Here is a 12,638-nt window from a genome sequence, read left to right as displayed (position 1 = left end):
CCGGAAAACCGGGAGCGGTACCTCAACGGGCCGCTGATACTGGCGCGATGAGCAGATTCGTAGGAGTCGTCGTCATCGCCAGAGACGCCAGGGACGTGATGGAGCCGCTGACCCGTCCCGATGACGACCGCGAGTGGCACCAGTGCTTCACTCCCGCCGAGGTGGGCATGTCGGACGCCTGGACCGTCGAGTTCATACGCCGCAACTGGGACGGCCTTCTCGCCCACCTGGAGGCGCTGCCCTGGCCGCGCCCCGAGACGGTGCAGGTGCTCATCGGTGGCGAGGACGACGACTGCTTCGGCCTGTGGATGATGTACGGCGGCAGGCTCGTCGAGGTCCCGCTGCCGCACACCCGGCGCCACCAGGACGGTTGCGACTTCACCGGCTGGCTCACGCGGACCGACGGCTCGCCTGCGAAGCACTGACGGCGCGCACCCGGAACGTTCGCCGGAAGGCGTTGGGTGTCGTGCCCAGCGCCTTCATGAACTGATGCCGCATCGCCGCCGCGTTGCCGAACCCGGCCCGCCCCGCGATCGACTCCACCGTCTCGTCCGTCTGCTCCAGCAACTCCTGGGCCAGCAGCACCCGTTGGCGAAGCAGCCAGCGGTACGGCGTCGTGCCCGTCTCCTGCTGGAAGCGGCGCGCGAAGGTGCGCGGCGACATATGGGCGCGCGCCGCGAGCTCCTCGACCGTGAGTGTCTGGTCCAGATGCGCCTCCATCCACGCCAGTACGCCCCCCACGGTGTCGCAGGGAGTGACGGGCAGCGGGCGCTCCACGTACTGGGCCTGCCCGCCGTCGCGGTGCGGCGGGATGACCATGCGGCGCGCGATGGCGTTGGCGACCTCGGAGCCGTGCTCCGTGCGGACGATGTGCAGGCAGGCGTCGATGCCGGCGGCGGTGCCCGCCGAGGTGATGACCGGCCCCTCGTCGACGTACAGGACGTCGGGGTCGACGCGGGTGCGCGGGAAAGCGACGGCGAGCTCGTGCGCGTACCGCCAGTGCACCGCGCACCGGCGGCCGTCGAGCAGTCCGGCCTCGCCGAGCACGAACACCCCCGAGCAGACGCTGAGGACGCGCGCGCCCCGGTCGACGGCCCGGCGCAGCGCGTCGAGCAGCTCGGGAGGGTAGCCCTCGCGGATACGGCCCGCCGCGGGGACGGCGATGAGGTCGGCCTCCTCCAGCCGCTCCAGGCCGAACGGGGTGGAGATCGTCATGCCCGGTACATGGGTGGCCAGGTCGGGCCCCTCGGCGGACACGGCCGCGAAGTCGTACACGGGCAGCCCGGCATCGCTGCGGTCGAGGCCGAACACCTCGCAGATGACGCCGAGTTCGAAGGGATGCACACCATCGAGCAGCACTGCGGCCACGTTCTTCAGCATGCCGTCCAGTGTGCCGCAGGCTTGGCAGTAATTCGAGGGTCAGTGACAGTCCTGCCACTGCCGGATGCGTCCGCGGGGGACGAGAGTGGAGGACATGAACACAGCGATGAACTACCTCACCGTCCTCTTCGTCTTCGCCCTCCTGGCCGCCCCGTCCCTGTACGGGATCGCCCACGACCGCCGGATCGACCGGCAGCTACGGCAGGCCCGGCAGGCGGGGCGGGACGCCGAACGCCCGTCCCGCCGCGCCGAGTTCACGACCGTCGCCTAGGGATTCCGACCGGAGCTCCGGCCGGAGGTCCCGGCCAGAGGTCCCGCCCAGAGGTGGTCCCCGCCCAGAGGTGGTCCCCGTCTAGAAGTCCTCGTCGAACCCGACCGTGCCCTCGACCGCGACCTGGTACGCCGACGGCCTGCGCTCGAAGAAGTTCGTCAGTTCCTGGACGCCCTGGAGCTCCATGAAGGAGAAGGGGTTCTCCGAGCCGTAGACCGGCGCGAAGCCGAGGCGCTGGAGGCGCTGGTCGGCGACGCACTCCAGGTACTGGCGCATCGAGTCGGTGTTCATGCCGGGCAGGCCGTCACCGCACAGGTCGCGGGCGAACTGGAGCTCGGCCTCGACCGCCTCGCGCAGCATCGCGGTGACCTGCTCCTGGAGCCGGTCGTCGAACAGGTCCGGCTCCTCCTTGCGGACGGTGTCGACGACCTCGAACGCGAACGACATGTGCATCGTCTCGTCGCGGAAAACCCAGTTGGTGCCGGTCGCGAGCCCGTGCAGCAGGCCTCGGCTGCGGAACCAGTAGACGTAGGCGAACGCCCCGTAGAAGAACAGGCCCTCGATGCACGCGGCGAAGCAGATCAGGTTGAGGAGGAAGCGGCGGCGGTCCGCCTTCGTCTCCAGGCGGTCCAGCTTCTCGACCGAATCCATCCACCTGAAGCAGAACTCGGCCTTCTCGCGGATGGAGGGGATCTCCTCGACCGCGTCGAACGCGGCCGCGCGGTCCTCCGGGTCGGGGAGGTAGGTGTCCAGGAGGGTCAGGTAGAACTGGACGTGCACGGCCTCCTCGAACAGCTGGCGCGACAGGTACAGGCGCGCCTCGGGGGAGTTGATGTGCTTGTACAGCGTCAGGACCAGGTTGTTCGAGACGATCGAGTCACCCGTCGCGAAGAACGCGACCAGGCGGCCGATCATGTGCTGCTCGCCCGGCGACAGCTTCGCGAGGTCGGCGACGTCCGAGTGGAGGTCGACCTCCTCGACGGTCCAGGTGTTCTTGATCGCGTCCCGGTAGCGCTCGTAGAAGTCCGGGTAGCGCATGGGACGCAGGGTCAGCTCGAAGCCCGGGTCGAGCAGGTTCTTCTTCTCGCTGGTCATTACTGGCAGGCCTCGCAGGACTCGGGGTTTTCGAGGGAGCAGGCGACGGCCTCGGGGTCGGCTGCCTGCTGTACGGGAATGGGGGCGGCGGACGCCGCGCGGGCGATCCGCGTCGCCGGGCGCGAGCGCAGGTAGTACGTCGTCTTCAGACCCGACTTCCAGGCGTACGCGTACATCGACGAGAGCTTGCCGATGGTGGGCGTCTCCAGGAACAGGTTCAGGGACTGCGCCTGGTCGAGGAACGGCGTACGGGCCGCCGCCATGTCGATGAGGCCGCGCTGCGGGATCTCCCACGCCGTGCGGTACAGCTCGCGCACCTCGGCCGGGATCCAGCCGAAGCCCTGCACGGAGCCGCTGGACTCGCGCAGCGCCTCGCGGGTCTGCGCGTCCCACACGCCGAGCCGCTTGAGCTCCTGGACCAGGTAGGAGTTGACCTGGAGGAACTCGCCGGACAGCGTCTCGCGCTTGAACAGGTTGGAGACCTGCGGCTCGATGCACTCGTAGACGCCCGCGATGGAGGCGATCGTGGCGGTGGGCGCGATGGCGAGGAGCAGGGAGTTGCGCATGCCGGTGGCGGCGATGCGCTCGCGCAGCGCGGCCCAGCGCTCCGGCCAGGTCAGCTCGACGCCGTAGTGGTCGGGGTGCAGCACGCCGCGCGCGGTGCGGGTCTTCTCCCACGCGGGCAGGGGGCCGTTGCGCTCGGCGAGGCCGGCGGACGCCTCGTACGCGGCGAGCATGATGCGCTCGGCGATCCGCGTGGACAGGGCCTTCGCCTCCGGGGAGTCGAAGGGCAGCTTCAGCTGGAAGAAGACGTCCTGGAGGCCCATCGCGCCGAGGCCCACCGGGCGCCACTTGGCGTTGGAGCGGCCGGCCTGCTCGCTCGGGTAGAAGTTGATGTCGACGACGCGGTCGAGGAACGTGACGGCCGTGCGGACGGTCTCGTCGAGGCGCTCCCAGTCGATCTCCCCGCCGCCGGGTCCCTGCCGCACGAAGGCGCCGAGGTTGACCGAGCCCAGGTTGCAGACCGCGGTCTCGCCGTCGTCCGTGACCTCGAGGATCTCGGTGCACAGGTTCGAGGAGTGCACGACGTTGCCGCGCTCCGCCGTCTGGTTGGCGGTGCGGTTGGCGGCGTCCTTGAAGGTCAGCCAGCCGTTGCCGGTCTGCGCCAGGGTGCGCATCATGCGGCCGTACAGCTCGCGGGCCGGCATCGTCTTCTGCGCGAGCCCGGCGGCCTCCGCCGCGCGGTACGCGGTGTCGAACTCCTCGCCCCACAGGTCGACGAGGTCGGGCACGTCGGACGGGGAGAAGAGCGACCACGTGCCGTCGTCGGCGACGCGGCGCATGAACTCGTCGGGGATCCAGTGCGCGAGGTTGAGGTTGTGGGTGCGACGGGCGTCCTCGCCGGTGTTGTCCCGCAGCTCCAGGAACTCCTCGATGTCGGAGTGCCACGTCTCCAGGTAGACGGCCGCGGCGCCCTTGCGCCGGCCGCCCTGGTTCACGGCCGCGACGGACGCGTCGAGGGTCTTCAGGAACGGAACGATGCCGTTGGAGTGCCCGTTCGTGCCGCGGATCAGCGAACCGCGCGAGCGGATCCGCGAGTACGAGAGTCCGATGCCGCCCGCGTGCTTGGAGAGCCGCGCGACCTGGTGGTAGCGGTCGTAGATGGAGTCCAGCTCGTCGAGGGGCGAGTCGAGGAGGTAGCAGGACGACATCTGCGGGTGGCGGGTGCCGGAGTTGAAGAGCGTCGGCGACGACGGCAGATAGTCGAGGCGGCTCATCAGGCGGTACAGGGAGGCGACTTCGTCGAGCGCGCGGACCGAGTCGTCCTCGGCGAGGCCGCACGCGACGCGCAGCATGAAGTGCTGCGGGGTCTCGACGACCTGCCGGGTGATCGGGTGGCGCAGCAGATAGCGGCTGTGCAGGGTGCGCAGTCCGAAGTAGCCGAAGCGGTCGTCGGCGCCCTCGGTGACGGAGGCGGTGACGAGCGCGTCGAGGCGTTCGGCGTGCAGCGTCACGAAGTCGTACGTGCGGTCGGCGATCAGGCCCTCGCGGTGGCCCACCGCGACGGACCCGGAGAACGAGGTGACGCCCTGCGACGCGGCCTCGTCGGCGATGCTGATCGTCAGGAGCCTGGCGGCCAGCCGCGAGTACGCCGGGTCGTCGGAGATGAGGCCCGCGGCGGCCTCGGTGGCGAGGGAGCGCAGTTCGGCGGTGATGCCGGAGTCCGCCACCGCGGACCTGCCGCGCAGCGCGGCGGCGGCGACCTTGCCCGGGTCGGTGTCCGGGAGGTCGGCGGTCAGTTGGGTCAGGGTGCGCAGCAGCGCGGTTCCCGGAGCGTCGTGCTGCTCGGGGTTCCCTGCCAGCTCTGAGGCCGGTTCGGCGGGCGCGATGGTCACGTGGGGCTCTCCCTCGCTCGGCTCTGGGCCTGACGGGGAGGAGGGCACGGGGGCATGGCGGGGCCCGCGTCACCGGCCCACTCCACGAGACCCGGACGTCGTCATCCCGGGCCGGACGGCTCGGGCAGGCTGTCGACAGGTCCTCGGACTCGCGTATGCGTGCATACGTACACCGTTGCGGGACAGTTCCGGAATTGCACCGGATTCCCCTGCGGCGACAGCGAGCATGAGCATACATCTTGTGTCGGGCTTGGATGACAGCCCCACATCTTGTGTCGGCTAGGGTTGCGGCCGAACTGGTGGCCTAGTAGGGGAGGCGCGGGTGCGAAGCCGGGGAGCGGGTTGTGCGGCCGTACTGCTGATGCTGCTCGCCGGGTGCGGGGACGGCGGGGACGGCGGGTCCGGGCAGCGGGGCGAGGGCGGGAGCAAGCAGCCTTCGGCGTCCGGTGTCGACGGTACGGCGGATCCCGCGAAGGTCTTCACGGGCGCCGAGTTGAGCGCCGCCCTCCTTCCGCCCGAGGCTGTCGGCAAGGGCGCGAAGGCGTTCGAGGTCGCCCTGGGACTCTTCGATCAGGGTTCCGGGAGAGGCGACTGGAGCACCTGCGCGGCCGGCCGGGACGCGCGAGGGGAACTGTGGCGCATGCGGGGCGCCAGCGCCGAGCGGACGTTCCGCCCGGACCCCGGGGCGGTGGACGAGGACGACCCCTTCGTCTACGAGCGCCTGGTCTCGATGCCGGCCGGGCGGGCCGGGCGCTATCTCGAACTGCGCCGCGAGCTCCACGAGGCGTGCGGCCGCGTCACCGTCGACACCGACGCCGCGCCCGTCGAGGAGCACCACGAGGTCCGGCCGCTGCCGGACCTGGGCGACGAGGCGGTCCTGGAGACCACGCGGACCACGGGCGGCGACGAGTACGACGGGAGTGCGCACTACGAGGTCGAACTGCGGGTCGGCGGCGTCCTGGTGATCGTGGGGGCGGGCCCGGACAGGGCCCTGACGCTCTCCTCGGCCGCCGAGGCGGCGCGGCGGGCCGGGAAGGACCTCTACGGAGCCTCGTGAACCCCGAGTACGGCAACGGGCCGCCGGAGGGATCCGGCGGCCCGTTGCCGTACTCGGGGGGAAGTTGGGGAAGTCGGGTCAGTGCCCGCCGGTTCCCGCCGTCGCCTCCGGCAGCTTCTTCAGGACGCCCGGGTCGCCGGCGTCCGCCGTGTAGTCCGCCGCGGACGTCTCGTCGACTCCCTCAGGGGCCTTCAGCGCCTTCAGGACGAAGGTGAGGACCACCGTGACCACCACGTTCATGACGAACGCCGTGAGGCCGATGTAGCCGATCTCGCCGATGCCCGGGATCTCCTTGGCGCTGCCGCCGAAGTGCTTCTGCGTCGGCGACGCGACCCCGTACGCGGCGAGCGTGCCGTAGACCATGCCGACCGCCCAGCCGGCGAGCAGCGCCCAGCGGTGGAACCAGCGCGTGAACAGGCCGCCGACGAGGGCCGGCATGGTCTGGAGGATCCAGATGCCGCCCAGGAGCTGGAAGTTGATCGCGACGGTCTTGTCCATGGTGAGGACGAAGGCGAGCGCGCCGACCTTCACGAGCAGCGACACCAGCTTGGAGACCTTGGTCTCCTGCTCGGGCGTCGCGTCCGGCTTGATGAAGTCCTTGTAGATGTTGCGCGTGAACAGGTTCGCCGCGGCGATGGACATGATCGCGGCGGGCACGAGCGCACCGATGCCGATGGCCGCGAACGCGACGCCCGTGAACCAGTCGGGGAACATGTCCTCGAAGAGCTGCGGGATCGCCAACTGCCCGTTCTGCACCTTGATCCCGGCCGCGATCGCCATGAAGCCGAGCAGCGCGAGCAGGCCCAGCATCAGGGAGTACAGGGGCAGGATGGTGGTGTTACGGCGGATCACGTTGCGGCTGCGCGAGGACAGCGTCGCCGTGATCGAGTGCGGGTACATGAAGAGCGCCAGCGCCGAGCCGAGGGCCAGCGTCGCGTACGTCCACTGGCCGGCCGGTGCCGGGGCGAGCGATCCGACCGGCTTGCCCGTCGCCGGGTTGGGCGTCGCGAACTTCTCGTTCGCCGCGTGGAAGATGGCGTCGAAGCCGCCCAGCTTGATCGGGATGTAGATGATCGCGACGGCGATGACGAGGTAGATCAGACCGTCCTTGACGAACGCGATCAGGGCGGGGGCCCGCAGACCCGACGAGTACGTGTACGCGGCGAGCACCGCGAACGCGATGAGCAGCGGCAGGTCCTTGATGAACCAGTTGGTCGACTCGTCGCCGCCGACGCCCATGACGTCCAGGACGGCCTGGATGCCGACGAGTTGGAGCGCGATGTACGGCATCGTGGCGAGGATGCCGGTGACGGCGACCGCGAGGGACAGGCCCTTGGAGCCGAAGCGGCCGCGCACGAAGTCGGAGGTCGTCACATAGCCGTGCTTGTGCGAAACCGACCACAGACGCGGCAGGAAGGTGAAGATCAGCGGGTAGACGAGGATCGTGTAGGGCACGGCGAAGAAGCCGGAGGCACCGGCCGCGTAGATCGCCGCCGGGACGGCCACGAAGGTGTACGCGGTGTAGAGGTCGCCGCCGAGCAGGAACCAGGTGACCCACGTGCCGAACGACCGTCCGCCCAGGCCCCATTCGTCGAGGCTCTGCTCGCTGTCGGACCTGCGCCAGCGCGCGGCCAGGAACCCCATGACCGTGACGGCGATGAAGAAGAAGATGAAGACGCCGAGTGCGACGCCGTTGACTCCGCCGTTCATGCCTGCCCACCCGTCTTCCGGGCGCGCTGGTCACGCTGCCACAGCTTGTACGCGATCATCGTCAGCGCCGTAGAGATGAGGACCCACAGCATCTGGTACCAGTAGAAGAACGGAATACCGATGAAGGTCGGGTCGATCTTCGCGTAGGAGCCGACCCAGAGCATCGCCACGAACGGCGCGACGAGGCACAGGGCAATGACCACTCGCACCGGTGTGACCACCGGCCGTTTCACTTCAGGCACATCGGACATACGGCGGTCCGTCCCCTCGCTGATCCCGCTTATCTCATGCTTAACGTGGCGGAAATCTAGGCGACGATCTCGTCGTATGGAACCCCCGTCCGGATAACGGACAATGTGTGGCCGACATGCCCGTTCATGTGCCGACTCGTCGGTCGGCACAAGCGGATTCGCGTACGGCGCCCGTCAGTCCGTCGGACGCTTGAGGCGGGCCACGAACTTGTAGCGGTCGCCCCGGTACACCGAGCGCACCCACTCGACGGGCTGCCCCGTGCCGTCCAGGGAGTGCCGCGACAGCATCAGCATGGGCAGGCCCACGTCCGTGCCGAGCAGGCCCGCCTCGCGCGGGGTGGCAAGGGACGTCTCGATGGTCTCCTCGGCCTCGGCGAGGCGCACGCCGTAGACCTCGGCCAGCGCCGTGTACAGGGACGTGTACTTGACCAGGGAGCGGCGCAGCGCGGGGAAGCGCTTGGCCGACAGATGCGTCGTCTCGATGGCCATCGGCTCGCCGCTCGCGAGGCGGAGCCGCTCGATGCGCAGGACGCGGCCGCCCGCAGTGATGTCGAGGAGCCCGGCGAGGGTGTCGTCGGCGGTCACATAGCCGATGTCCAGGAGCTGCGACGTGGGTTCCAGGCCCTGGGCGCGCATGTCCTCGGTGTACGAGGTCAGTTGCAGCGCCTGCGAGACCTTGGGCTTGGCGACGAACGTCCCCTTGCCCTGGATGCGCTCGAGCCGGCCCTCGACGACCAGTTCCTGAAGGGCCTGGCGCACGGTCGTGCGGGAGGTGTCGAACTCGGCGGCGAGGGTGCGCTCGGGCGGGACCGGGGTGCCCGGGGGCAGCGTCTCGGTCATGTCCAGCAAGTGCCGCTTCAGGCGGTAGTACTTGGGCACACGCGCGGTGCGGCCCGCTGCGGGTGCCTCCGCCGTCGTGGCGCCGCCCGCATCGGTTCCGCTGCTGCCCGCATGGGTGCCCATGGTCCGCCTTCCCGGCTCCTGTGGTGCTGCCGTCACCGGCTCCTCCGTCTGTCGCGGCTCACATCGTGGCACGGCCCTCCCCGAGGGTGTCGTGCTCCCTCAGGTGTCGGTCCGATAACGGACGTGACAGCCCTTCTTATACACCCTTGACACCCCTAAAGGTCTAGGCCAAGCTCCGGGTACTGGTCTACACCATTAAAGACCAGGTCCCAGTCCCACGTGCAGTACCACGTCGAGTTTGTTGTGTTCGTCGTATCCGTCGTCGTGGGCGGGGGGGGTTGCTGGCATCCCTGAGGAGGGTGACGTGAAGCGCAGGCTCATTGCGGCTATCGGTGTCGCGGGCATGTTGGTTTCGATCGCGGCTTGTGGCAGTGGTGATGACGGCGGCAAGGACAAGAAGGCCGGCGCCGACGGCTACAAGGGCCAGACGCTGACCGTGTGGGCCATGGACGGCTCGACGCCGGACACCTGGCAGAAGGACGTCACGGCGGCCTTCGAGAAGAAGACCGGCGCGAAGCTGAAGATCGAGATCCAGCAGTGGAACGGCATCCAGCAGAAGCTGACCACCGCCCTGTCCGAGGAGAACCCGCCCGACGTCTTCGAGGTCGGCAACACGCAGACCCCCGCCTACGCCAAGACCGGCGGCCTCGCCGACCTGTCCGACCTCAAGTCCTCAGTCGGGGCCGACTGGGCCGAGTCGATGAACAAGTCCGCGGTCTCGGACGGCAAGCAGTACGCCGCCCCGTGGTTCGTCGTGAACCGCGTCGTCATCTACAACAAGAAGATCTGGGCCGACGCCGGCATCAAGGACACCCCCAAGACGCGCGACGAGTTCTACAAGGACCTCGAGGCCATCGGCAAGAAGACGGACGCCGAGCCGATCTACCTGCCCGGGCAGAACTGGTACCACTTCGTCGGCCTGACCATCGGTGAGGGCGCCGAGCTCGTCAAGAAGGACGGCGACAAGTACGTCTCCAACCTGGGTGACCCCAAGGTCGCCGCCGCCATGGAGACGTACAAGAAGTTCCAGGCCCTGTCCAAGGCCCCCAAGGACAAGGACGAGGCCACCCCGCAGCAGGCCGAGGTCTTCGCCAAGGGCAAGACCGGCTCCTTCATCGGCATGGGCTGGGAGTCCGCCCTCGCCATCAAGGCCAACCCGAAGATCGAGAAGGAGATCGGCTACTTCACCGTCCCGGGTGTCACGGCCGACAAGCCCGAGGGTGTCTTCCTCGGCGGCTCCAACCTCGCCGTCGCCGCGGGCAGCAAGAAGCAGGACCTCGCCAAGGAGTTCCTGAAGCTTGCGCTCTCCGACAAGTTCGAGGGCCAGCTCGCCAAGGAAGGCGGCGTGATCCCCAACAAGGAGGCGCTGCAGTCCAACCTCAAGGGCAACGCGGCCGCCGAGGCCGCCGCTCCCGCCGCGGCCGGCGGCGGCACCACCCCGCTGATCCCGGAGTGGGCCCCGGTCGAGAACGCGCCCAACCCGATCAAGACCTACATGACCGCGGTGCTGAAGGGTAAGTCCCCGGCCGCCGCCGCCAAGCAGGTCGAGGCCGAGTTCAACAAGCGCCTCTCGCAGAAGCAGTAAGGCAGCAAAAGGCCCCGCGGGGACGGAGAGCGCCGGCAGGCCCTCCGCCCCCGCGGGGTCCACGGCGTCCCGGCAGGCCCAGAAAAGAGATGGCGAGCATGACCGTGCAGACCGAACGGCCGCCCTCCGGTCCGGCGGAGGTCCTGAAAGCGGACGGCGGGGGATCCGGCGGACCGAGAAAGCAGGCCCGCGCACGGGCCGGGACCCTCGCGCCCTATCTGCTGCTGCTTCCCGCGGTCGCGGCCACCGTGCTGCTCCTCGGCTGGCCGCTGCTCAAGGACGGGCTCCTGTCGTTCCAGAACCTCAACATGGGGCAGCTGATCCAGCATGTCACCGAGTGGAACGGCTTCGACAACTACCAAGAGGTACTGACCAGTTCGGACTTCTGGCGGGTGACCGGACGCTCCATCGTCTTCACTCTCGTCAACGCCGTCCTGATCATGGTGATCGGCACCCTCGTCGGTCTGCTCCTCGCCCGGCTCGGCAAGCGCATGCGCGTCCTGCTCCTCGTCGGGCTCGTGCTCGCCTGGGCGATGCCCGTCGTCGCCGCGACCACCGTCTACCAGTGGCTGTTCGCGGAGCGCTTCGGCGTCGTCAACTGGGTCCTCGACAAGCTCGGCTGGCACTCGATGGCCGACTACAGCTGGACCGGCAGCCAGATGTCGACGTTCTTCGTCGTCACCGTGCTGATCGTCTGGATGTCGATCCCGTTCGTCGCGATCAACCTCTACGCCGCGACGACCACCATCCCCAAGGAGCTCTACGAAGCCGCGTCCCTCGACGGCGCCGGTCCCTGGAAGAGCTTCCTCTCGGTCACCCTGCCGTACCTGCGGCCCTTCCTCTACGCGACGACGTTCCTCGAGATCATCTGGGTCTTCAAGGCGTTCGTCCAGGTCTTCACGATCAACGGCGGCGGCCCCGACCGGCTCACCGAGATCCTGCCCGTGTACGCGTACATCGAGGGCGTCGGCAACCAGCACTTCGGCATGGGCGCGGCGATCGCCGTCCTGACGATCCTGATCCTGCTCGTGCTGACCGCCTACTACCTCCGGATCGTGCTCAAGCAAGAGGAGGACGAGCTGTGAAGCGCTCTGCTTCGTCGACGTTCCGCCGCGCCTGGCCCAATGTGACGGCCGTGATCCTGTTCATCGGCTTCGTCTTCCCCGTCTACTGGATGTTTGCGACGGCGCTCAAGCCGACCGGTGACATCATCAGCGAGAACCCCGTCTGGTTCCCGACCGACATCACGTTCGAGCACTTCAGGACGGCGTTCGGCGCCGACAACTTCTGGACGCTGGTGCGTAACTCGGTCACCGTGACCGTGCTCGCCGTCGTCTTCTCGCTGGTCATCGGCCTGGCCGCGGCGTTCGCCCTCGCGCGGATGCGGTTCAGGGGCCGCCGCGGGTTCATCATCGGGTTCATGCTGGCCCAGATGGCGCCCTGGGAAGTCATGGTCATCGCGATCTACATGATCGTGCGCGACGCGTCGATGCTGAACAGCCTCGTCCCGCTGACCCTCTTCTACATGGTGATGATCCTGCCCTTCACCCTCCTCACGCTGCGCGGCTTCGTCGCCGCCGTGCCCAGGGAGCTGGAGGAGTCCGCGATGGTCGACGGCTGCACCCGCATGCAGGCCTTCCGCAGGGTGATCCTGCCGCTGCTGGCGCCCGGCCTGATGTCGACCTCGATGTTCGGCTTCATCACCGCCTGGAACGAGTTCCCGATGGTCCTCGTCCTCAACAAGTCGCCCGAGGCGCAGACGCTGCCGCTGTGGCTCTCCAGTTTCCAGACCGCCTTCGGCGACGACTGGGGTGCGACCATGGCCGCGTCCTCGCTCTTCGCGATCCCGATCCTGATCCTCTTCGTCTTCCTGCAGCGCAGGGCCGTCAGCGGCCTCACCGACGGCGCCGTGAAGGGATAACACCGCCAG

General features: G+C 68.8%; 12 protein-coding genes and 1 riboswitch. Of the genes, 6 read left to right on the top strand and 6 right to left on the bottom strand.

Features of this window, described 5'->3' with window-relative positions; all coding sequences use genetic code 11:
- Positions 1 to 47: 47 nt before the first annotated feature.
- The gene (locus OG456_RS12655) at positions 48 to 425 is read left to right on the top strand and encodes a hypothetical protein (protein WP_266560290.1); all 378 of its coding nucleotides are present in this window, start codon (positions 48 to 50) and stop codon (positions 423 to 425) included.
- Here the strand turns inward: OG456_RS12655 and OG456_RS12650 are convergent.
- Positions 391 to 1,380: a GlxA family transcriptional regulator gene (locus tag OG456_RS12650; RefSeq protein ID WP_266560288.1), complete on the bottom strand. Its 990-nt coding sequence runs from the start codon at positions 1,378 to 1,380 to the stop codon at positions 391 to 393. The two genes, OG456_RS12655 and OG456_RS12650, sit on opposite strands and share 35 nt — an antisense overlap.
- Before the next feature lie 94 nt (positions 1,381 to 1,474).
- Between OG456_RS12650 and OG456_RS12645 the strand changes: the two genes are divergently transcribed.
- Positions 1,475 to 1,651 (top strand): hypothetical protein, encoded by a 177-nt coding sequence (locus tag OG456_RS12645; protein ID WP_165914632.1) that lies wholly within the window; start codon positions 1,475 to 1,477, stop codon positions 1,649 to 1,651.
- An 81-nt stretch (positions 1,652 to 1,732) separates the two neighbouring features.
- Here the strand turns inward: OG456_RS12645 and OG456_RS12640 are convergent, their stop codons facing one another.
- Together OG456_RS12640 and OG456_RS12635 are read right to left on the bottom strand one after the other, a co-directional pair.
- The gene (locus tag OG456_RS12640; protein WP_266560285.1) at positions 1,733 to 2,746 is read right to left on the bottom strand and encodes a ribonucleotide-diphosphate reductase subunit beta; all 1,014 of its coding nucleotides are present in this window, start codon (positions 2,744 to 2,746) and stop codon (positions 1,733 to 1,735) included.
- Positions 2,746 to 5,142, bottom strand: coding sequence for a ribonucleoside-diphosphate reductase subunit alpha (locus OG456_RS12635; RefSeq protein ID WP_266560283.1), 2,397 nt, complete (start codon positions 5,140 to 5,142; stop codon positions 2,746 to 2,748). Before OG456_RS12635 ends, OG456_RS12640 begins: the two co-directional genes overlap by 1 nt.
- Before the next feature lie 138 nt (positions 5,143 to 5,280).
- A riboswitch (cobalamin riboswitch) is annotated at positions 5,281 to 5,351 on the bottom strand.
- Positions 5,352 to 5,464: 113 nt separating this feature from the next.
- On the opposite strand from OG456_RS12635, the gene OG456_RS12630 reads away from it, so the two are divergent.
- Positions 5,465 to 6,199 carry a hypothetical protein gene (locus OG456_RS12630; RefSeq protein WP_266560281.1) on the top strand — a complete coding sequence of 245 codons (735 nt, stop codon included), beginning with the start codon at positions 5,465 to 5,467 and terminating at the stop codon, positions 6,197 to 6,199.
- 78 nt (positions 6,200 to 6,277) lie between these two features.
- On the opposite strand, the gene mctP is transcribed toward OG456_RS12630, so the two are convergent.
- The 3 genes from mctP to OG456_RS12615 all read right to left on the bottom strand — a co-directional run bounded on the left by mctP (position 6,278) and on the right by OG456_RS12615 (position 9,123).
- A complete protein-coding gene (mctP, locus tag OG456_RS12625; protein ID WP_266560279.1) occupies positions 6,278 to 7,909 on the bottom strand; it encodes a monocarboxylate uptake permease MctP in 1,632 nt (543 codons plus the stop codon).
- Complete coding sequence (locus OG456_RS12620; protein ID WP_266560277.1) at positions 7,906 to 8,160, bottom strand: DUF3311 domain-containing protein; 255 nt, start codon at positions 8,158 to 8,160, stop codon at positions 7,906 to 7,908. The genes mctP and OG456_RS12620 overlap by 4 nt, the downstream gene beginning before the upstream one ends.
- Before the next feature lie 174 nt (positions 8,161 to 8,334).
- Complete coding sequence (locus tag OG456_RS12615) at positions 8,335 to 9,123, bottom strand: GntR family transcriptional regulator (protein ID WP_116510148.1); 789 nt, start codon at positions 9,121 to 9,123, stop codon at positions 8,335 to 8,337.
- Positions 9,124 to 9,427: 304 nt separating this feature from the next.
- Here OG456_RS12615 and OG456_RS12610 point away from each other — a divergent pair, with 304 nt between their 5' ends.
- The 3 genes from OG456_RS12610 (at position 9,428) to OG456_RS12600 (ending at position 12,629) form a co-directional block, all read left to right on the top strand.
- Positions 9,428 to 10,708: an extracellular solute-binding protein gene (locus OG456_RS12610; RefSeq protein WP_266560274.1), complete on the top strand. Its 1,281-nt coding sequence runs from the start codon at positions 9,428 to 9,430 to the stop codon at positions 10,706 to 10,708.
- Between the two features lie 98 nt (positions 10,709 to 10,806).
- Positions 10,807 to 11,793 carry a carbohydrate ABC transporter permease gene (locus tag OG456_RS12605; RefSeq protein ID WP_266560267.1) on the top strand — a complete coding sequence of 329 codons (987 nt, stop codon included), beginning with the start codon at positions 10,807 to 10,809 and terminating at the stop codon, positions 11,791 to 11,793.
- Positions 11,790 to 12,629, top strand: coding sequence for a carbohydrate ABC transporter permease (locus OG456_RS12600; RefSeq protein WP_266560265.1), 840 nt, complete (start codon positions 11,790 to 11,792; stop codon positions 12,627 to 12,629). The genes OG456_RS12605 and OG456_RS12600 overlap by 4 nt, the downstream gene beginning before the upstream one ends.
- Positions 12,630 to 12,638: the final 9 nt, after the last annotated feature.

Source organism: Streptomyces sp. NBC_01446 (genome assembly GCF_026340095.1).
In the GTDB taxonomy this organism is placed as follows: domain Bacteria; phylum Actinomycetota; class Actinomycetes; order Streptomycetales; family Streptomycetaceae; genus Streptomyces; species Streptomyces aureus.
This window is presented reverse-complemented; position numbering and strand designations above follow the sequence as displayed.

Bases quoted from the DNA above. Each gene is read 5' to 3' on its own strand.
- OG456_RS12640 (WP_266560285.1), bottom strand. From the start codon at position 2,746: ATGACCAGCGAGAAGAAGAACCTGCTCGACCCGGGCTTCGAGCTGACC.
- OG456_RS12620 (WP_266560277.1), bottom strand. From the start codon at position 8,160: ATGTCCGATGTGCCTGAAGTGAAACGGCCGGTGGTCACACCGGTGCGA.
- mctP (WP_266560279.1), bottom strand. From the start codon at position 7,909: ATGAACGGCGGAGTCAACGGCGTCGCACTCGGCGTCTTCATCTTCTTC.
- OG456_RS12645 (WP_165914632.1), top strand. From the start codon at position 1,475: ATGAACACAGCGATGAACTACCTCACCGTCCTCTTCGTCTTCGCCCTC.
- OG456_RS12655 (WP_266560290.1), top strand. From the start codon at position 48: ATGAGCAGATTCGTAGGAGTCGTCGTCATCGCCAGAGACGCCAGGGAC.
- OG456_RS12605 (WP_266560267.1), top strand. From the start codon at position 10,807: ATGACCGTGCAGACCGAACGGCCGCCCTCCGGTCCGGCGGAGGTCCTG.
- OG456_RS12615 (WP_116510148.1), bottom strand. From the start codon at position 9,123: ATGGGCACCCATGCGGGCAGCAGCGGAACCGATGCGGGCGGCGCCACG.
- OG456_RS12650 (WP_266560288.1), bottom strand. From the start codon at position 1,380: ATGCTGAAGAACGTGGCCGCAGTGCTGCTCGATGGTGTGCATCCCTTC.